Here is a 19,540-nt window from a genome sequence, read left to right as displayed (position 1 = left end):
TAGCTCCGTTTGTTATTTTTTTGAAAGTACTCTGCTGATTTTTATTATCATAAATCCTATTTCATGAATGGGTTAATCCCAATCGACGTGACCATTCAATAAGATGTACAACTTTGTGTGCATCGAGCTTTCTCATCATATTAAGACGATGGGTTTCTACCGTTTTTTTACTGATGGTAAGCTTCTCAGCAATAATCCGGTTACAGGCTCCTTCTGTGATTAATTTGAGCACTTGTCGTTCACGGGGCGTCAGTAATTGACAGGTTTTCATCAGTTGTAATATGTGGTCGTGATCTAACGCAGGATCAATATAGCGCTTGCCTGCCATGATCGTTTGTATGGCAGCGAGCAGGACTTCTTGTGGACTTTTTTTCAATACATAACCCAGTGCCCCGATATTTAATATTTGACTAACATAATATTCTTCTTGTCGGGCAGTTAATGCCAGGATACGTAACCGAGGCCAACGGCGTAATAAATCTACGCTAACATCTTGCCCATCCATACCAGGTAATCCTAAATCAAGAATGACCATATCTGGCTCAGTTTTTTGACACATGTTACGAACATCCAGCCCATTTTCTACTTGACCCACAATTTGATAACGTGGGTAAGGGGAAAGCATATTTTTTACCCCATTAATAATGAGCTCATGGTCATCAACAATTAATATTTTGACATTCATGAATCTATTTCCTTTTATTTGCTACTGTAACAACTATCTTATAGTTGCTGAAACCTATTGTAATCTATACCCTTCGCCTTTGAAGCCGCCGCGTTGTTGGCTGCGAGCCATCGCCATCATGGTAGGTCTACACTCATCGGTCAGTCGCCCTGGAAGCCGAAGGCAACTTCAAAGGCGAAGGGTATATACAAGTAATTCAGCCAATCTTATCAACTGTAGCGTTTGCTATATCATCAAAATGAAAACTGATTAGCTGATATAGCGTCTCTATCTCTTTCTTCGTTACTGCACCACCGGCGTGAAGACAGGTTTCCAGCTCAGCAGTGTTGTTTTGAAGATCTGTCAGACCCGCCTGTCCGGCACAGCCTTTTAATGTGTGAAGATGATGTAACAAAGCGCTGGTATCGTCGATTGATTCAGTAATCTTTCGTACTAACGTCAATAATGCCTGCTTTATTTTCTTACTTAATTGATGATCAGTCAGATCAAGTATGGGTTTTGGGGCGACTGATTGCGGCAACAGCGGGATATCACGTTCTAATTGAAATTGTGTGGCTAAATCAATTAATTCAGCCAATTGCGCCATAGTGGCTGGTTTTGATAAATACTCATTCATCCCGGCTTGACATACCCGTTTTTTTTCTGCTGGGCTGGCGTTAGCGGTCAGTGCCGCTATCATGCATGCACTGTCAATATTTTTCGCATCGACTCGCCATTGTGCTGTTGTTTCTAATCCGTCTAATCCTGGCATCCTGATATCCATCAGCACCAAATCAAAGCGTTGTTGGCGGCCTAATTTAAGCGCCTGTTCACCGTTTTCAGCCAACTCGACCTGGTGGCCTAATTGTCTCAACATCATACCGGTAATATCACGGTTGGTTTCAGCATCGTCGACTAACAGAATTTTTATTTGCCAAGGTTGTAATGGTAGCTTCGATGGAGTGGGTAATGAATATTCGAAAAGACGTTGTTTAACATGAGTATAAAGACGCCCTGGCAGATAAGCGAGTTCGGCATCGGCAAAATCTTCATTACCATCATCTGATAAGCAGGTAATGCCCCATGCTTTAAGTTGTGGATGCAACGTGCTTGGTGCCGCTAAACTGCCGCTAAAAATGGGGGCAGAAAGTGTTTCGTTCAGAGGTAATTGCAGTGAAAAACAGGTTCCCACTTTAGGTGTGCTTTGTAATTGCAAGGTACCTTGCATTAATTTGGCTAGATTACAGGCTATCGCTAGCCCTAAACCGGTTCCCTGTCCGTGGGAGCGGGTTTGAAAAAAGGGTTCGAATATTTTCCGCTGATTTTCAGCATCAATACCACAGCCAGTATCTTGAACAATAAAATACAATTTATCTTTTTCACGTTCAACACGGAGGGTAATGGCACCAAATTCAGTAAATTTTACCGCATTACCTAATAAATTGATCAAAATTTGTCTTAAACGCAATACATCTAATTGCAATTTTAGCGGGACGTTTTCACCGACATAGGTACATAACGTTAATGATTTCGTCATCGCAGAACTTTGAATCGCCAGCATGGCTTGATCAAGCAGCGGCAGTAAAGCGGTTTCTTCCAATGCCAGCGTCATCTGTCCCGATTCAATACGAGAAAAATCGAGTAGATCATTAATAATGCCTAATAAAGAAAATGAACATAACCGAGCAGTATCTGCCAATCTTAATTGTGCGGGGGTCAGTGGGGTATTTTGCAATAATTCAATGGCACCTAAGGAACCATTGAGCGGCGTGCGAATTTCATGACTGATAGTCGTTAGATGTAAACTTTTACGGCGACTGGCTTGCTCCGCTTCTTGCTTAGCCTGTGCAAGCTCGAGGGTGCGTTCTTTAACTTTTAGCTCTAAGGTATCGTACTGTTCGTGGAGGGTATCCAATAGATGATTGTATGCCCGCGCAATATGTCCCAGCTCATCAGTACGAGTGGCAGGTAGCCGCGCATCCATTGCATCTGGGCCGGTAGCGCCAATAATATTAACAAAATTGGACAGCGGAATAGCTAAGTAGTAGCGGAGTAAGAAGAATAAAACCAGGGTGAGTAATACCAAAATCGCCAGTGCGAAGGGTAATTGATGCAATGAGGGTTTAGCCGCTTCCCAAGCGAAACCGATACGTGGATAGATCACCAATTGTTGCCATCTTGGTCCTTTAAGCTGAGTACGAAATATTAAATAGTCTTCGCTTTGTTGCCATCCGTCATGTAATTTCATTTGGCTCAGTTGCTCGAGAATTTTATTTAATTGTTCGGCAGGTGCGCTTTGTTGAGACATTGGCAATAGTTCACCGTTGCTATCTAATAATAAATTAATATCTTTTTGTTCTGTTACTCGGCCATGAGAAAGTATCCCATTCAGTTTTAAAGCAAAACCGGCTAACATTCCGCTGTTATCGGATACAGCAACAGAAACATGCCAACCATTATTAGGTGTGTAAACAGGTGTTCCCCAGAAAACATTGCTGTGTATTGGGAACGTTGGCAACTGAAATAACTCTCGACGGCGCTTGGCAAAATAGTCTTTTGATATTTTTTGCGGTGGTAGCAAAGTAATGCCTTCGCTGCGATCTATAATGAAGCTATCCAGATAATAAGTTTGATCGGCTGCACCGTATGCCTGAATGATCCAACAATCATTGCTACGTTCCGGTGACGTACAACTGCTGTCACCCGTTAATGGGATATAGAAGCTGTCATAATTATTGAGAGACTGTGGGGTTTCTGTCTGTGATTGATAATGTTCACGGCGGCTAGCAAGCAACCTGGCATCACGTTCTGCCCCCTCAAATTGCTGGTTGCTTAAATCTGCTCGCAAAATAGCCACGTGAGTTAAATCCTCAATCAAACGATGCCGCGTATTTTCAAACGAAAAAAAAGCATTAGTTGCTATGGATATTAACCATATTGCAACCAGAGTTGCACCCAATAATAATGTCAATCTAGTGACCAGTGATGATTTATTTTCCATAAAAGTCACCTAAATTATTTTTTTCAGTACGCCATAGGAAGCAATTGAGATCAAGAGTTAAGTGAATTTTGTTGTGAATTTTGATATATTGAATACATAATATTGAAATTAATGATTACTTAAGGTTTTTGCTCGATAGAAAATTATTCTATATAATTATTAGTTTAAACCAACAATTATACCCAATGAATTTCGAGTTACGGCAAGGCGGCAATCAATCGAATCCCAGAAGTGTACAATGGTACATGACAGAGGATGAGAGATGGTTGCCAACGCTGCCGTAACTTGAAAGGCGAAGGGTATAACCCTTAGCTCTGTAGGCTATACTTATGCTCGAAATATTGGAAACGCTTCCATTGATTGCGATTATTCCGGTAGTACCAGGGTCTAATACTGTTCGCTTTAAAGTGGATGACATTTTAGGTATGGCAAAGGATTATGGCCATTCTGCTTGTATTGGCTTATCGTTATTAGACAAAAATGGCATACCTGATAAGGCTCTGCAGCACATCACGTTATTATTAGCCTCTAGAGAAGAGACTAAAGATTATGCTTTGCAGCTGCATGAAGAGCGTTGGTGGCTGTGGCTGCGTTGTAATGCTGAAAGCAAAACTGAGGAACTCTCCATTTTATTAGAACAACTGCTTGCTCTGAGCCGATATATTATTTCTCAGGTATCTGTAATAACTTCTTTAGAGCCTACTCGAAATTTTCTTTGAGCTGTACTCAATTGGTGAAAAAATGGGCTAAAAAACGCAAAGGTCTTTTTTTATAAAAACAGAGTATTTTGAGCCCTTTTTTGACAAAAGAGTTCTTGTAAAACCGTAGCGAAGGGTATGAAGTCAAGGCGCATGGCGTACAGCAACCGTAGTGCTCATGCGATTACATAAGGATTGCGAACCGCGTAACACGGAATTCACACCACTCAATAGGTTATGCAAGAAATCTAGAGTATCAGCGAGTACAAGAAATATCGAATAGGCTCTTAATGAGAGGCAAGCAATAGGAAGTAGTGATATGAAAAAAATTGCTGGGTTGATCTGTCTGTTATCTAACCCACTGCTCTATGCACAACCGATTAATTGGCAGGGTTCTCCTTTTTTTATTTATAGTCGAGGAATAGCTGTTGCTAATTTGCTACAAGAATTAGGAAAGAACTATGGTATTCCGGTAATCGTGAGTCAGGAAATTACAGAAAGTTTTAGTGGCAAATTAAAAAACCAAACACCTGAAGAAATGCTTGCTTATTTATCAGCTAAATATAATCTTACTTGGTATTTTGATGGTGATGTGCTTTATTTTTATAAAACGCAGGAAATTAGAAAAGAAATTATATCACCCGATGATTTGTCAATAAAAACCTTGATTAACTATCTAAAAAACAGTGGGTTGTCAGATGGAAAAAACTGTACAGTCAAAGCGATCTCTTCACTAAATAGTTTAGAGGTAAGTGGTGTTCCTGTGTGTATTGAACGTGCTGCTAGATTAACAAAGTTGCTTAATCAACAGGTGCGAGACAATACTGATAATAAAGAAACGGTAAAAGTATTTTTACTGAAGTATGCGTCTGCAACAGATTCAAATTATCAATATCGAGACCAAGAAGTTCAATTACCTGGTTTAGTCACGGTTCTACGTGAGATGAGCGCTGGAAATGCACTACCGGTTAATACCGCTAATGGTGGAAAGATTGAAAATACCAGTTTGCCTCTTTTCTCTGCCGATCCACGCCAAAATGCGGTTGTTGTCCGTGATCGCCAGGTTAATATGCCAATCTATAAAAGTCTCATTAATCAATTGGATATACGTCCCATCGGCATAGAAATCTCAGTTACGATTATTGATGTAGATGCGGGGAATATTAATCAATTAGGCATTGACTGGACATCCTCTACGTCCCTAGCGGGCAATAAAGTTTCCTTTAGAAGTGGGTTAATACCGGGCAGCAACGATAGTTTCTCTAGTGTTATTGGCGATACAGATAATTTCATGGTTCGTCTTAAAGCATTACAACAAAACTCCCGCGCTAGGGTGTTATCTCGTCCCTCGGTGGTGACACTGAATAATATTCCAGCTGTACTGGATAAAAACATTACTTTTTATACTAAATTACAAGGCGATAAAGTTGCTAAACTTGAATCTATTACCTCAGGTTCTCTATTACGAGTGACACCAAGAATGATTAACGACAATGGGCGGCACGAAGTATTACTGAATCTTAATATTAAAGACGGGGTACAAAAAAGTTCGAATAATGCTACTGAACCCTTGCCACAAGTACAAGATTCTCAGATTTCAACACAGGCAACGTTAAAAATCGGACAAAGTTTACTCTTAGGGGGATTTATTCAAGATAGGCACAGTGAAGCAGAAAACAAAGTCCCCTTATTGGGGGATATTCCTTTCATTGGTGAATTATTTCGTAGTACTGATAAGCACTCACATAGTGTCGTTCGGTTATTTTTAATTAAAGCAGTACCGGTTGATACAGGGCATTAAAATGAATGCGCAGCTAAAAATGCGTCTGTTAAACGGAGAACTCAATGGACGTGAGATCCGTTTGCCCACAGGGGATTTCACGCTTGGAGAACAGGGATGTGATGTGCTTTTGCCGCTACAACAGGGTGAAGTATTGACGCTAAAAATAGAAGAAAATAAAGTTTTTATGCAAACGGCGGGGCGGGTTTGGGTCAATGGTCGTGTTTTTGACTCGCAAAACGCATTGCCTTTGCACGAGGTAGTCGAAACAGCCGGTCTAATTATGGTATTAGGAGAGCAGGACGATATACTTAGTGGCATAACTATTCCTCGTCGGTATTCTGGGCAAGAGTCATTGTTGTTATTATCAGGGGCTGTATTATTGCTACTGCTGTTAGTGTCTATGAGCTTATTTTGGTTATCTCATTCTAAAACGGGCAGTGTAGATCAAGCATTAGCACTGCAAAACCAGCTAGAAGAGCAACTGCAACTATTAGAATTAAAAGATGTTAAAAGTAGCTGGCAGCCTGATGGTAGTGTGATATTAAATGGCTATTGTTTATCTTCGGCTGCGATTCGGCAGTTACAAAATTTTTTGATTATGCACGGTGTCATATATCGCAACCAATTGGTATGTGACGATCATTTAATTGTTAGTGTTAGTGATGTGCTACGGCAATACGGTTATCAAGATGCTGAGGTGAGCGAAGGTAATCAACTGGGGCGTGTTACTATTCATGGCACCATTCAAGCGGGCCCGCAATGGGAAAAAGTGCAAGAAGTACTTACGCTGATGCCGGGATTAAAAGGATGGACGGTAATTAATCATCAAGGGGAGATGATTAATCTATTGATAAATAAATTAAGGGTTTCTGAATTACTTGGCTATTTAAGCTTGGCACAGAATAAAAAAAATATTGTTATCAGTGGGCAACTCTCTGGCGAACAGCAGCAAAAATTAAATGCAATATTCACCAGCATTCAGCAGGATCTGCCTGACTTTCCTCCTATTGTTTATCAAAATATCCCCGCTTCAGATCAATCCAAACAATTACTTCCGGCAGAAATTGTCAGCTATGGTGGTAATCAAAACTCTGAATTTATGGAACTGGCTAATGGACTTCGTCTGCAGCAAGGAACGATATTGCCCAATGGCTATAAAATTGTTTTTCTCAGTGCTCATGGTCTTCAATTAATGAGAGGAAATAATTTAGTGCATATTCCACTGAGTTTTTAATAGAGGTTAACACATGCAACGCATCACCGAACTGGAAAATTGTATTAAATATGATCATGAACAAACTCAAGCTAAGTTAGATGAATTGGCAGAAGCTTTAATTCAATTAAAAAAAATGACCTCGATACCGGAAAAACCTGATATTCAAAAACAATTTCTTCAGCTAACTGAAGCCGTATTAAGTGCACAAAAAATTATTGAGACGTTGACGTGTCGTTATCAGAAAAAGGGCGGCTATTAGTAATATGCAATACAGCGATACTAAAATAAATATTTCTTCTGATGATCCCGCCGAATCATCAAGCAAAATGCGAAATCCTCGCCAACTTAACGTTAGCCAACAACAGGCTGTTGAATTTGTCTCAGGTCCTTGTCTCGTATTAGCAGGTGCTGGATCAGGTAAAACCCGAGTGATTATCAACAAAATCGCTTATTTAATTCGTCATTGTGGTTACCATCCCCGCCGTGTTGCCGCCGTGACCTTTACCAATAAAGCGGCTCGTGAAATGAAAGAGAGGGTAGCGCAAACGTTAGGGAATAAAGAAACACGTGGTTTAATGATCTCAACCTTTCATACATTAGGCTTGGAAATTATTAAACGGGAATATGTGGCTTTGGGGATGAAAGCAAATTTTTCGCTTTTTGACGCTTATGATCAAATGGCATTATTAAAAGAGCTGACACAGCAATGGATAAAAGGAGATAAAATTCTATTGCAACAGTTGGTTGCCCGCATTGCTCATTGGAAAAATGAATTACAGGATCCGTTAACCGTTGCTGCTCAAACTGAGGGTGAGCCTGATAGATTGTTTGCCCATTGTTACGCATTATATGACGCTCATCTTAAAGCATGTAGCGTGCTCGATTTTGATGATCTCATTGCTTTACCGACGTTATTATTGCGAAACAATCAACAAGTGCGTGAACGTTGGCAACATCGACTAGGTTATTTGCTGGTGGATGAATATCAGGATACCAATACTAGCCAATATCAATTGGTTAAACTGCTTGCCGGTGATAAAGCCTGTTTTACTGTAGTGGGTGATGATGATCAATCCATCTATTCATGGCGGGGTGCTAATCCACAGAATCTACAATTGTTAAATGAAGATTTTCCACAATTACGTGTGATCAAGTTGGAGCAGAATTATCGTTCTTCTGGGCGAATACTTAATACTGCAAACATTTTAATTGCTAATAATTCTCATATTTTTGAAAAAAAACTGTTTTCCGCACAAGATTACGGTGAGAGATTAAAAGTGATCACCGCTGATAACGAAAATGATGAAGCGGAAAAGGTAGTAAACGCAGTGATCACGCATCATTTTATCAAAAAATCAAAATATGCTGATTACGCTATTTTGTATCGAGGAAATCACCAAGCCAGAATTTTTGAAAAAATTTTGCTGCAAAATCGTATCCCCTATAAAATTTCCGGCGGCGATTCTTTTTTCTCGCGGCCGGAAATTAAAGATTCTCTTGCTTATTTGCGGTTGCTAACCAATCCTGATGATGACAGTGCATTTTTGCGTATTATCAATACCCCTAAACGTGAGATTGGATCTGTCACTGTTCGGAAATTAGGCGAATGGGCAAATTTACGTCATAAAAGCCTTTTTAGCGCCAGTTTTGATCTGGGGCTAACGCAACATTTGACAAGCCGTAATGCCACTTCATTGCAGCGTTTTACTCACTGGATGGCAGAAATTATGCCATTGGTAGAGCGAGATCCTAGTGCAGCAATACAGCATTTGCGCAATGCGGTGGATTATGAAAGCTGGTTATATGAAATCTCACCCAGTCCGCTCGCGGCAGAAATGCGGATGAAAAATGTCAACTTATTATTTCTCTGGCTGGAGGAAATGCTGTCCGGCTCTGCATTGCACGAGCCCATGACATTAATACAGGCGGTCACTCGTTTTACTCTGCGCGACCTAATGGAAAAAGGAAAAAATAATAAAGAAGAGGATGAAGTACAGCTGATGACACTACATGCTTCTAAAGGGCTAGAATTTCCCTATGTATTTTTAGTTGGCATGGAAGAAGGATTATTGCCACATCAAAATAGCCTCGATGAAGGCCATCTCAATGAAGGTAATGTAGATGAAGAAAGACGTTTGGCTTATGTCGGCATTACCCGTGCTCAGCGCGAACTCTTTTTTACCTTGTGTAAAGAACGACGTCAGTACGGTGAATTAATCCGCCCAGATCCTAGCCGTTTTTTGTTAGAGTTGCCGCAAGATGATCTTGACTGGGGATCCGCACGACAAGAGATCAGCATTGAAGAAGGAAGACGTAAAGGGTTGTCGAATTTGGCTGCCCTTCGCGCTCAGTTAGCGAGCGTGCAAAAATAACGGGTGTCACTATTTCTTAACGACGTTAAGCGTTAGAGCCTGTTTGAAATCTTCTTGAGCTCGTTTTTGACGAGATATCACAGCGTGAGTACAAAAAGATTTCAAGCGGGCGCTAAGCGCGATTGGTGCTTTTCATGATTCGGGCTTTGTCCACGCGCCATTCTTTATCTTTCAGGCTTGCTCGCTTATCGTGATCTTTTTTACCCTTAGCCACCCCAATCTTGATTTTACTCCATGCATTTTTCCAATACATAGAAAGTGCCACCACGGTATAGCCTTCACGATTAATACGACCAAACAGGGAATCGATCTGGCGTTTATTGAGCAGCAATTTTCGGGTACGCATTGGCTCACAGATCACGTGAGTAGAGGCTACCGTCAGGGGAGTAATGGTGGCACCAAAAAGATGAGCTTCACCATTCTTGAGCACCACATAGCTATCACTAATATTTACTTTACCCGCCCGCAAGGATTTAACTTCCCAACCTTGGAGAACCAAACCGGCTTCAAACTCTTCTTCGATGAAATAGTCGTGCCGAGCGCGCCGATTTTGTGCGATGCTAGCTGAGCCGGATTTATTTATTTTTTTCTTTATCATAGTGTGGCTTATTATACTGAGTGCGTTGATGAATGAAATCATTTTTAGCAAAAATACACCCTTCGCCTTTGAAGTTGCCTTCGGTCGCCCTTGCCGCCTTGCCGTAACTCGAAATTCATTGGGTATAGACTTCTTGATTGAAAAAAATTTGGCCGCTCCTTTTAAAATTCGCCGCCCCTTTAAAAAAAAGATTGCTATTAAAGGCTCTTTATGAGTTAATGCGCCCCGGCCTGTGGTACAGATCTATTTATGCACGACATCTTGAGTAAAGCAGTTCATATTTAAAGCGTTATCATTGATAATTCTTCACTGACGAATTTCCTTCAATAAGTGCCTCCATAAGTAACGATTGATAACCGGCTATAACACGCCCGTGGTGGCAAATTTTTTAAACAAAGGAAATAATAAATGTCTAGTCAAAATAGTCAACAAGGTCAGGTAAAGTGGTTCAATGAATCTAAAGGTTTTGGTTTTATCACTCCAGAAGACGGCAGCAAAGATGTATTTGTACACTTCTCCGCCATCCAAGATAACGGTTTTAAAACCTTGGCAGAAGGACAGAAGGTAGAATTCGCTATAGAAAACGGTGCTAAAGGCCCGTCTGCAGTGAACGTCACTGCCCTCTAGTTCTTTCTTCACTACCGCGCCCTATGTTCGCTTCCTCGTCGTTAGGAAGCCGCTGGGCGCGGTTTTTTTATCCCGCCAATTAAAATATAGCCGAATCAGTTTAATTTGATTCAAGGCGGAGGAGCGCAGACAGTACAAATAGTACGGCAAGCGACGACAACACTTAAATCAAATTAAACTGATTTGGCTATAACGAATTAAAGTCTATTTACGATCTTTTGAGCCTCGTAATAAAGATATCAGGTCTGCTCCTTATTTTATGAAAAAGTTATCCGATATTAAATTGTTAACTATCATCGATATAAATTAAGGTCGGGTTATTATGAAGAATGATATTAATAATACTTTATTATCCTTTCCTGTACTTATTGATACGGAAAAAAAATTGCAGGAAATTTTTGATGATCAACAAAAAAATATCAACTTCTTTAAAAAAATTGTTGATATTTTTAGGTCGATTTTTACCGGTAAGAAACGGAATGAAAAGTTATCTACTATATTTTCAATGTTAACATCTAAAAAAATATCAGATAATCAAGGAAGAGATCAGTTATTTTCTTTTCTTTATTTGGTAAAAAACAGTACAGAAGATAAAAAAAAGAATTATACCTTTATGATCAGTGATGATAATAGAGTGGATCTTATCTACGATAATCTAATATTAAATTATTTTTATATAGACTGTACTCAAGTAAACCTCATCGGTAGTTTATTAAATTCAGATGGTTCTATTCGTACCAGTCATATACAAAAATTTATTATCAAATATCTCTCTATTATTCAAACTCATCAGGATTATGGTAAAAAATAACAATACCTATTGCTATCCCGCTTGATCAGCGGGCAATATGAATGTGTTATTAAATTCCCCGTGTGGTAGTTATTTGCTGGCCTGCTGCATTAGATTTTTCGTCTATCATCTTTTTAATTTCGTTCCACAGCTCAGTCATACGTTGCCCATACTTTTCTTCTATTTGTCTTATCAGCGCCTCGAAAGTCCTGAGCTCAGTAGAGGATGCATCTATATGAGACATTCGATACTGGGTAATACCATTAATTAAACCTGTGAAAGCGGGAATTAGATTACCTATAGCCTGAGCGGTCATTCTAAATCTATCTGCTTGTGCTATTGATTTGTTCATCGCTCTCTCGTGTCCCTCGGACTCGAGTCCAGCATTCTTGCTAGCTAAGAATAATGTTTCTTTGTCTTTGCCAGTGGCTTTTTCGGCTTTGTTTCGCAGATCTTTTTCCAGATCTCTGGTATTCTTTGCCAGTTCCTTCTGTTTGTTCGCCAGGTTTGTCTGTTTTACTGCCTTAACCTGCAGAGCCGTCGTGGTTGCCGTCAGGACAACAGCAGTTACAGCGGCTAATATCGCTCCTGCTAACGCCGTTTCTCCCTTATCCAATTCATTCTGCTTAAGCTGTTCCATTATGGCCATGCTGACAGCCACCGTGAGGGTGCTTCTCTCGTGGTTAAGCATTAATTTTCTTGCAACCTCATTTATCAGGAGGTCTATTAGATGAAAGAGAGAAGGGAGACTCATCAGTGTTTGCATAGCCGCATTTGAGACAGATATAGCGGTGCCCATCATTTTTTCTTCTGGCGTATCAGCAGCATTAAGCGACATAAGCTCTGTTAATGCGGCACTTAAATTGGCTTTTGCTGCCTCTAACTCGGTTGGGTTCTTATCCATGGCGCTTTTTACTATGGCGCTGTCTATATGGGTTAATGGGGTTTTAACCGAACTATCACCAGCAAAATTTGGGTCATGTCGTACTTGAGTTAGGCCACGTGATGATAATTTACTTTCATAATTTAATGTATTTGGCATTTTATTATTCCTCTATTTTATTTAAAATTAATCGATTAAGCTAACATAGCAAGTGATGTCTTATGACTGTTGCTCATGGAATCATAAAGTGCTTTTGTCATTTCATTATTAACATTGAATGATTCCATAAATGTTTCAACGGGTTTTAACGATAATTCTTGTAATATGTCTGCCATTTTTTTGATCATTATCATGGATGCTTGCATATCAAAAATCTGTTTCTTCGATACGCCATCATTGATATCAAAACCTGCTTTTACTGATACGTTAATCATTCTTAATGACATTGTTGTATAATCAACCGCGTTTCCATTTACTAAATTTTTTAAAACAAATTCATTTAATTTAGCGACCCATTCTTTGAGCTTTTCTGGTATCTTTTTTATTACAAATTTTGATATGTTCTGACCAAAATTCTTTATTACCGTGGCAAAAGCACTGGTAGCGATTTTGCTCATTATTTTAGTGAACATAGGTCCAAGCTGTTTTGCAATAAAACTGCCACCCACTTTCGCTACCGCCATTAAAACTACCATGCCTATTATTGCTGTGACTGCGGCTAATGCACTGGCAATGATCTCGGTAATATCTTTTCCGGCTGCTTTATTGATCAGATCACCTAGCCCGGTTTCTTTTAACATTTTTACGAACATCTTAGTAAGCCATTTTATTGCGGGTTGGACAACCTCGGTCATCAGCGGGCTCATCATCCTGGATGAGAGTGATTCCATCCCCGCGGCTTCCATCGCGCTGTCCGTTACGAGTAGCGCTATGCCAATCGCCGCAACCGCCAGGCTAGCGCCAGCCGTGAATACCGCTCCTATTACAGATACTGCCACGATGAGATAGGTAAGAACTTTAGCAATACAGGTGCCAATTTTTCCGAGTTTGGCTGCTTTTTCAGCTGCCTCTGTTGCCTCTTGCTCTTTTATTTTTAATTCATTGATATTGGCGAGCTGTACTTTTTCAATTATATTCTTATTATTATTTAATTTTTCTATTGAGTTTTTATTGCTTGTTTCAATAAACATTCCTATCACTAAATCCACCAAGGCTCTACCGTATAAAGTGATTTGCGCTAAATCTTGTTTTACTGATTGTGGATCAGCAAGAGGTATATTTTTTATTTCTTGAAGTAAATGATCACTTTTTACCAACTTTTCTGTTGCTACATTGATAGCCGTGAGGAAAGTTTCTTTAACATCATCGGGTGCCTGGTTCGTATTATCGAATTTTTCTAATGTTGTTTTATGTTGTGTAACATCCTGAATGGCTATCTTTAATTGCGCCATTTCTTTGCTAAATTGATCCGATACCTTATCCAAGTTCTCTCTCATTAGATTACGTTCTGTCGCGCGCAGGGATAAGGTTTCTATGATCTTTTCAGGCGTAAAGCCCTGCTCTAATTCACTCCATTTCTCCATGAAAACTTTTTGCTGACTCTGACTATTGTTATATAAGTTTTCAGTATTTTTTGTTTGCTGCTGACTTTTATTTTGTTCTTTTATTCCCTCTTGTTTTATATCTTGTTTTTTAGCGCGATCAGCTAAATTTTCTTTTCGCTGTTCCATTGATTCCTCATCAATCGAGGTCATCAAGTGTTCCATTTGTGTATACTGTTTACTGTTAATATTTTCAGTATTTTCTACTGCTATTTTTTGTATTATTGCTGATCGTTGTAATACATTTTTTTGGCTAATTAACCGTTCAGTTTTAGGTGGAGTCAATTCTGGTGCACCATTAGTATCTTCAAGAATCATTTCTTCGTTTGCAAGATCAACAGCTAGAACCTCATAAAATAATTTTTCGGCGTCACGACTAATAATCCGGATCTGTTCTTTGCTGATTTGTGTCTTCTCAGCAATAATTTGCGCCAATGGATGGTCGCCACGATTAATACTAGTAGACATACGTTTTATATTTTCTTTATCTATCTCAGCCATTTAATTTATTCCTTTTCAATTGTCTTTTCAGATTTTATGGAGGGTTTTATTGTGTCTAGATAAGCTTTTGCTTTAAAACATAATGTATTGTCATCACTGCTTTGATAAACCAATTCAAAGCATTGGATTGCACTTGATGTTTTACCCATGAGTAACTGGCATTGGCCGCTGAAAAATACCGGTTTGTAATCGTTTTTACTTAATGCAAAAGCGACTGCATATAAATCGGCTGCTTTCTGGTAATGTTTTTTCAGTTGGTACACTGCCGCCAGACCGGTAAAATAGTCAGGATTATAAAAATCGTACATACAAAGAAAACGAAAAAACGTTTCTGCATCATCAAGCCTGCCTTTTTTATAAAAGTCATAAGCATGTGCATACAGTCCCTCCATCATTTCGTCAGGTATGGAATGAATATCTTTTAATGTCGCAGAATCACTGATTGCCTCCAAAACCATCTCTGTCATTTGTTCTTCATTGGTATCGTCAAACTTATTCATAAAAACTCCGGTTATAATCTCACTACCAGAAACAGGGGTGTGAGTAAATTAAAGCAGAATAAAAAAAAGCAATCTTTCAAATATCGTCTATTTAAAATGCTGAGGCTTTTATTTATCTTTTTTTGTAAAAAAATGATTTTTCGATTAACTATTTTTAATTAAATCGATATTTAAATTTAATAATATTTTTATATGTAGAGCGATTTTTATAAAAACATTCTATAGAAAAATGATAATAATTTTTTATTATAATTAATTTACCTTAGTTAATCGTCATGAAATGTAATGTAGTGTATATATGTCATAATAAATATTATCAAGTCCATTTAAGCGCTTATTTTAAATTTTTTGTGCTCGCGATAAATAAACGCTAATAGCTGGCTAATTGTATTTTTATCTTATTTACAATAGGCAAATAGTAGGAAATGATCGCTATAAACTAAGCACTTCTCTCCGTTTATTTTGTTGTGGCCGATAAATAAATCCAGCTGATTTTTCATGTTGTTCCATCGCTCTTTGATGCTCAATCAGCTCTTGGCCATAGGCAATTTTTGCTAATTTTTCAAATTTTTCGGCTAAAAGCTGGCTGTAACCTGGTTCGATAAAAAGTTCCAGTGGCAGCGATTTACAAGCACGATAAATGACTTGCAATAATGAAGAACGCAATGCACTTCGACTAAAAAAAGTACGTTCACCAACGACTTCTGTTAAAAAGTCATCTAGACCATCAGGATCTTGTAAAATACAAAGCATAAAAAGCAACCAAGATTTTTCACTGTCATTAAAGGTGCGAACCAGTGGGATCCCAAGTATTTTTTTAATAAAAAGAGCATCGCTTGAACGTAAAAGTTTGAGCTGCCCCAGTTTACCGAGTAAATTACCAAATTCATGTCTCGAACAGCTTGGATCTTGCGAATCAATATCAGTGAGTAATGCGCCTTCCATAAAATCGACGATGGCAGCCCGTTTTTGATAGCCGTAGCTGATGATCCAATCTTGATATATTTCAATCTCTCTGGCATCGCTTTCTAGAAAATAGCGGTAACTCTGGCGAATTAATGCTGGATTAATGTTTAATGCCTTACCAAAGAGACGTGCCTTTAGTGCGGTATTGATCCCTGCTTTTAAGCGCCGTGGGTCTGCAGTCGCCTCAACGTGTTTGAGTAAAGTAAGCAGACGTTTTCTAATCAGTTCATCTAGATTCCGTCGCTTTAGTACTTCACGTAATACCAGCACCAGATCGCTATCGTCCATAAAGAAAAGGTGAGCATGACGCAATAGATTTTCAATACTCCCCTCTTGCAGCGAAGCGACCGCTTTTAATAATGCGTTGATTTTAGGAAATACATCTTCATCAAGAATGCGTTCAAAACTCTCTGATAAATCTCCTGATTTCTTTTCATAATCACGTCTATTACGAAACTGTGTCAGTGCCGCTGACATTTCATCGGTAGACTGATGAAAACGCTGTAATTGTGCTGCTGGGGAATCATCATCGAGGATCTCTAAATCGCCTCTCTGCATTGATTCTTCTCGTAGCATCTGTACTTTTTCATTTTCTTTTTCTGCTTTAACCTTTGCTGCTTTTTTAGCATTGTATTTAGCAGGGTTCATGATCATAGCAGGATTTATGATCACAGGTTGATGAGTGTATTTTATGTCCATTTTTGGCTATCCATATAATTCCGCATCCAATCCTGCAAGGGCTCGGCGTTGAGATCTTTTACCATCTCGCCGGCGATATCACTGGCATCACGGCTTAAGGGGCCTTCAATTTCGCGCGGTTGAATCAAAAAGACGCGGACGGTGTTGGCGCTGGCGCCTTGCCGGTAGCGAAAGAGTCCGCCGACCCACGGCAGGCTGCCTAAACCGGGGATTTTGGCTTCGGTGTTGTTACTGCTGTCGCGGGTATAGCCGCCGATCAGCAAGCTTTTGCCTTTTGGCACCCGTGCCACGGTACTGATTTTGGTGCGACCGACTTTCGGTAAGCTGGTTTTAATTTCGTTGTCGCTTTGGGCAATTTCATTGCCGTCTTCGATGTTTAACATCATTTCGATTTGGCTTTGTTCGGCAAAGCGGGGTAACACGCTGACGGAGGTGCCGTAGGTGACACTTTCTAAGGTCGCGACCCGATCGCCCTTGACTTCACTGTAGAAGGCACGGTTGTTATCGAAAATCGCCGGAATATTTTCTTGCGTCAGTACAATCGGGCGCGAGACGATATTGGCTTTATTTTGTTGACTGAGCGCCATGATAGAGGCAATAAAGCGACTGCCGTCCAAGGTGCTGGCACCGCCGCCGTTGAAACTGGCACCGAATTTGCCATTGATATTGATGCGCCCGTTAAAATTGACGCCCAGTTGGTCTAAGGCGGTTTTTTCTAAATCGATGATCCAGACAGACAGTTCGATATGCCGTTTCGGCTGATCTAATTGCGCGATCAGTTGTTTTACGAAAGCAATGTGTTCAGCGCGCCCTTTGACCAATAAACTGTTGGTGCTGGGATTGGCCACCACCTGCAATGCGATGTCGGAACGGACTTTACGCGCGGCGACCGACGGGGTGGCCACTGGCGTGCTTTGACGCATTTGTAATGATTCGGCTAACCCCATCGGCGCTTTGTAGGGCAGGGCGGCAGGGCGCTGCTCTGAAAAAGCCGGCATGGCAGGCGCATATTGACCGGATTCGCTTTTTTCTTGCGGCAAGATTTCAACTTGCTGCGGCTGTTGCTGGTTGGCCAACAGATTTTGAATGATTTTGGCCATCCCCGGCAGGCGGATGGTTTGGCCGCGGTAATCGTATTGACGATCATCGACAAAGGTATTATGGAGTTTGATCACCGCCACTTTTTCGCGGTTATCGACGCTTTCATTTTGGTTATCTAAAAATTTCGCGGTGCGGGTGATTAATTCGATGTACACCGGCGGGCCGGAGACATAGAAGGTGGTGCTGTTTTCATCGCCGCGCAGGGGATAGCGTTTATCGTACAGCTGCGCTTGAACCAAAAAGTTTTTCACCGCACTGAAGGAGCTGGTATGCAAACTTATCATGGTATTACGTATTTCTGAGGCGTCGTAGACATAGATGGACTGGCCATCGTGATACCAAATCAGCCCTAACTGGGTGGCCAATTGTGCTAACACCTGTTGCGGAGCAGTGAAATCAAAATGCCCGCTGACTTGTTTACGTGCCGCCAATTTGCTGAGCACCACCGGTTTGTTAAGGCGTGAAGAGAGCGCATCAAACACCCCTTGAATGCCTTCTTTTTTCGCCAGATAGCCTTGCGCCTCGCCTTGTGGCGCCATCAGGGGCGCTGATTGCGCCAGACTGCCCGGGATCAGGCTGAGAAAAAGTACCGATGTTAATAGACAGGATAATATTTTTTTCATAGACCAATCTTGTTTAAGTGAGTTGAATTATCTGCAATGATATGGCGCAGCCCTCGGGGCGAAACACCTAAGGTTTCTTTAAACTCATTAGAAAAATGAGAAAGAGATGAATAACCATGCTCAAATGCAATTTCAGTTAAATTTTGGTTTTCATCGATTAAAGCAAGTACTGCTTTTCCCATCCGCCAATCACGTAATGCCACTTTGGTGGTATTGCCTAATGCTTGACGACAAAGTCGACGAAAATGTGAAGTTGATAAGCCATAACGTTGACCCAGATCTTGCAATTTATTACTACCGGTAAATTCATCTAATAAAAAATACACTAACCAATACCACTCAGTGCTACGCAATAAATCAACAAAACCTTCCATACCAGGCTGTGGATTAAGTGTTTGTCGTAGCAACCAATATTCGAGCTCGCGCCGAGAAGTTAAAATTGAAATTTCGTCTGTTTTTATTAAAGAAAAATCGCATTGAGAAACATTTTTCTCTTCTTTCCTATTCATTGATTTATCAATAAAAGACTGTAATTTTGTCATTATCATTAAATCTATTTCATGAAAAAACAAATAACCTTTTTCTATTTTTAATGATAGACGTCTCATCGCTAATAGCCCTTTCCAACCAGGCATTAGGGATACTAGCTTATTTTCACCTCCCAACCTTATATTAATTTCACAGGGAAAATCGCCTACCGATATCAACCAAAGATTAGGTTCTAATATGTTTTTCTTCTGCCCATTTTTTAGTAATTTTTGAGCATGTTGTGTTTCCATTTATTACCACCGTTGGACTATTAAGTCAGCTGCTCCTATTAATTGACGGCGATAATGCCTTAAAAATAGAATGGGATCCTGATGTAAATATGATGAATAGAAAAAAATAATATTACCTTAGATAAATGTAATGTTTTT

17 protein-coding genes are annotated in these 19,540 nt (G+C 39.9%); 8 read left to right on the top strand and 9 right to left on the bottom strand.

The features are described from left to right. Positions 1-61: 61 nt before the first annotated feature. Both AACL30_RS15130 and AACL30_RS15125 read right to left on the bottom strand, forming a co-directional pair. Complete coding sequence (locus AACL30_RS15130; RefSeq protein ID WP_339057198.1) at positions 62-685, bottom strand: two component system response regulator; 624 nt, start codon at positions 683-685, stop codon at positions 62-64. Positions 686-881: 196 nt separating this feature from the next. Continuing rightward, on the bottom strand, positions 882-3,665 hold the full coding sequence (locus AACL30_RS15125) for a two component system sensor kinase (RefSeq protein ID WP_339057197.1): 2,784 nt from the start codon (positions 3,663-3,665) through the stop codon (positions 882-884). A gap of 329 nt (positions 3,666-3,994) precedes the next feature. On the opposite strand from AACL30_RS15125, the gene AACL30_RS15120 reads away from it, so the two are divergent. The 5 genes from AACL30_RS15120 to rep all read left to right on the top strand — a co-directional run bounded on the left by AACL30_RS15120 (position 3,995) and on the right by rep (position 9,734). Next, positions 3,995-4,384, top strand: coding sequence for a type III effector (locus AACL30_RS15120; RefSeq protein ID WP_339057196.1), 390 nt, complete (start codon positions 3,995-3,997; stop codon positions 4,382-4,384). Positions 4,385-4,682: 298 nt separating this feature from the next. After that, positions 4,683-6,164: an EscC/YscC/HrcC family type III secretion system outer membrane ring protein gene (locus AACL30_RS15115; protein WP_339057195.1), complete on the top strand. Its 1,482-nt coding sequence runs from the start codon at positions 4,683-4,685 to the stop codon at positions 6,162-6,164. 1 nt (position 6,165) lies between these two features. After that, positions 6,166-7,380, top strand: a complete 1,215-nt coding sequence (sctD, locus tag AACL30_RS15110; protein WP_339057194.1) for a type III secretion system inner membrane ring subunit SctD — start codon at positions 6,166-6,168, stop codon at positions 7,378-7,380. 13 nt (positions 7,381-7,393) lie between these two features. Next, positions 7,394-7,621, top strand: a complete 228-nt coding sequence (locus tag AACL30_RS15105) for an EscE/YscE/SsaE family type III secretion system needle protein co-chaperone (protein ID WP_339057193.1) — start codon at positions 7,394-7,396, stop codon at positions 7,619-7,621. Between the two features lie 67 nt (positions 7,622-7,688). Continuing rightward, on the top strand, positions 7,689-9,734 hold the full coding sequence (rep, locus tag AACL30_RS15100) for a DNA helicase Rep (RefSeq protein WP_339058496.1): 2,046 nt from the start codon (positions 7,689-7,691) through the stop codon (positions 9,732-9,734). Between the two features lie 112 nt (positions 9,735-9,846). Here the strand turns inward: rep and smpB are convergent, their stop codons facing one another. After that, positions 9,847-10,332, bottom strand: coding sequence for an SsrA-binding protein SmpB (smpB, locus tag AACL30_RS15095; RefSeq protein WP_339057192.1), 486 nt, complete (start codon positions 10,330-10,332; stop codon positions 9,847-9,849). Between the two features lie 28 nt (positions 10,333-10,360). Here smpB and AACL30_RS15090 point away from each other — a divergent pair, with 28 nt between their 5' ends. The 3 genes from AACL30_RS15090 to AACL30_RS15080 all read left to right on the top strand — a co-directional run bounded on the left by AACL30_RS15090 (position 10,361) and on the right by AACL30_RS15080 (position 11,770). Next, on the top strand, positions 10,361-10,546 hold the full coding sequence (locus tag AACL30_RS15090) for a hypothetical protein (protein WP_339057191.1): 186 nt from the start codon (positions 10,361-10,363) through the stop codon (positions 10,544-10,546). 194 nt (positions 10,547-10,740) lie between these two features. Next, positions 10,741-10,959 (top strand): transcription antiterminator/RNA stability regulator CspE, encoded by a 219-nt coding sequence (gene cspE, locus AACL30_RS15085; protein ID WP_339057190.1) that lies wholly within the window; start codon positions 10,741-10,743, stop codon positions 10,957-10,959. A 322-nt stretch (positions 10,960-11,281) separates the two neighbouring features. Continuing rightward, complete coding sequence (locus AACL30_RS15080) at positions 11,282-11,770, top strand: hypothetical protein (protein WP_339057189.1); 489 nt, start codon at positions 11,282-11,284, stop codon at positions 11,768-11,770. Between the two features lie 49 nt (positions 11,771-11,819). Here the strand turns inward: AACL30_RS15080 and AACL30_RS15075 are convergent, their stop codons facing one another. The 6 genes from AACL30_RS15075 to AACL30_RS15050 all read right to left on the bottom strand — a co-directional run bounded on the left by AACL30_RS15075 (position 11,820) and on the right by AACL30_RS15050 (position 19,402). Next, complete coding sequence (locus tag AACL30_RS15075) at positions 11,820-12,791, bottom strand: hypothetical protein (RefSeq protein ID WP_339057188.1); 972 nt, start codon at positions 12,789-12,791, stop codon at positions 11,820-11,822. Positions 12,792-12,826: 35 nt separating this feature from the next. After that, the gene (gene sctE, locus AACL30_RS15070) at positions 12,827-14,734 is read right to left on the bottom strand and encodes a type III secretion system translocon subunit SctE (RefSeq protein WP_339057187.1); all 1,908 of its coding nucleotides are present in this window, start codon (positions 14,732-14,734) and stop codon (positions 12,827-12,829) included. A 5-nt stretch (positions 14,735-14,739) separates the two neighbouring features. After that, complete coding sequence (sicA, locus tag AACL30_RS15065) at positions 14,740-15,234, bottom strand: type III secretion system translocator chaperone SicA (RefSeq protein WP_339057186.1); 495 nt, start codon at positions 15,232-15,234, stop codon at positions 14,740-14,742. Between the two features lie 432 nt (positions 15,235-15,666). Next, entirely contained in the window at positions 15,667-16,854 is a 1,188-nt protein-coding gene (gene sctW / locus AACL30_RS15060; protein ID WP_339057185.1) for a type III secretion system gatekeeper subunit SctW, read from the bottom strand. A 35-nt stretch (positions 16,855-16,889) separates the two neighbouring features. After that, complete coding sequence (sctC, locus tag AACL30_RS15055) at positions 16,890-18,623, bottom strand: type III secretion system outer membrane ring subunit SctC (protein WP_339057183.1); 1,734 nt, start codon at positions 18,621-18,623, stop codon at positions 16,890-16,892. Further along, entirely contained in the window at positions 18,620-19,402 is a 783-nt protein-coding gene (locus AACL30_RS15050) for a helix-turn-helix domain-containing protein (protein WP_339057184.1), read from the bottom strand. The genes sctC and AACL30_RS15050 overlap by 4 nt, the downstream gene beginning before the upstream one ends. Between the last annotated feature and the right edge of the window lie 138 nt (positions 19,403-19,540).

The organism is Candidatus Regiella endosymbiont of Tuberolachnus salignus (assembly GCF_964020115.1).
Taxonomy (GTDB): domain Bacteria; phylum Pseudomonadota; class Gammaproteobacteria; order Enterobacterales; family Enterobacteriaceae; genus Regiella; species Regiella insecticola.
This window is presented reverse-complemented; position numbering and strand designations above follow the sequence as displayed.

Coding starts and splice junctions, on each gene's coding strand:
- smpB (WP_339057192.1), bottom strand. CDS start 10,332: ATGATAAAGAAAAAAATAAATAAATCCGGCTCAGCTAGCATCGCACAA.
- AACL30_RS15075 (WP_339057188.1), bottom strand. CDS start 12,791: ATGCCAAATACATTAAATTATGAAAGTAAATTATCATCACGTGGCCTA.
- AACL30_RS15080 (WP_339057189.1), top strand. CDS start 11,282: ATGAAGAATGATATTAATAATACTTTATTATCCTTTCCTGTACTTATT.
- sctE (WP_339057187.1), bottom strand. CDS start 14,734: ATGGCTGAGATAGATAAAGAAAATATAAAACGTATGTCTACTAGTATT.
- AACL30_RS15130 (WP_339057198.1), bottom strand. CDS start 685: ATGAATGTCAAAATATTAATTGTTGATGACCATGAGCTCATTATTAAT.
- sicA (WP_339057186.1), bottom strand. CDS start 15,234: ATGAATAAGTTTGACGATACCAATGAAGAACAAATGACAGAGATGGTT.
- AACL30_RS15105 (WP_339057193.1), top strand. CDS start 7,394: ATGCAACGCATCACCGAACTGGAAAATTGTATTAAATATGATCATGAA.
- sctC (WP_339057183.1), bottom strand. CDS start 18,623: ATGAAAAAAATATTATCCTGTCTATTAACATCGGTACTTTTTCTCAGC.
- AACL30_RS15115 (WP_339057195.1), top strand. CDS start 4,683: ATGAAAAAAATTGCTGGGTTGATCTGTCTGTTATCTAACCCACTGCTC.
- AACL30_RS15090 (WP_339057191.1), top strand. CDS start 10,361: ATGAATGAAATCATTTTTAGCAAAAATACACCCTTCGCCTTTGAAGTT.
- AACL30_RS15050 (WP_339057184.1), bottom strand. CDS start 19,402: ATGGAAACACAACATGCTCAAAAATTACTAAAAAATGGGCAGAAGAAA.
- cspE (WP_339057190.1), top strand. CDS start 10,741: ATGTCTAGTCAAAATAGTCAACAAGGTCAGGTAAAGTGGTTCAATGAA.
- AACL30_RS15120 (WP_339057196.1), top strand. CDS start 3,995: ATGCTCGAAATATTGGAAACGCTTCCATTGATTGCGATTATTCCGGTA.
- AACL30_RS15125 (WP_339057197.1), bottom strand. CDS start 3,665: ATGGAAAATAAATCATCACTGGTCACTAGATTGACATTATTATTGGGT.
- sctW (WP_339057185.1), bottom strand. CDS start 16,854: ATGATCATGAACCCTGCTAAATACAATGCTAAAAAAGCAGCAAAGGTT.
- rep (WP_339058496.1), top strand. CDS start 7,689: ATGCGAAATCCTCGCCAACTTAACGTTAGCCAACAACAGGCTGTTGAA.
- sctD (WP_339057194.1), top strand. CDS start 6,166: ATGAATGCGCAGCTAAAAATGCGTCTGTTAAACGGAGAACTCAATGGA.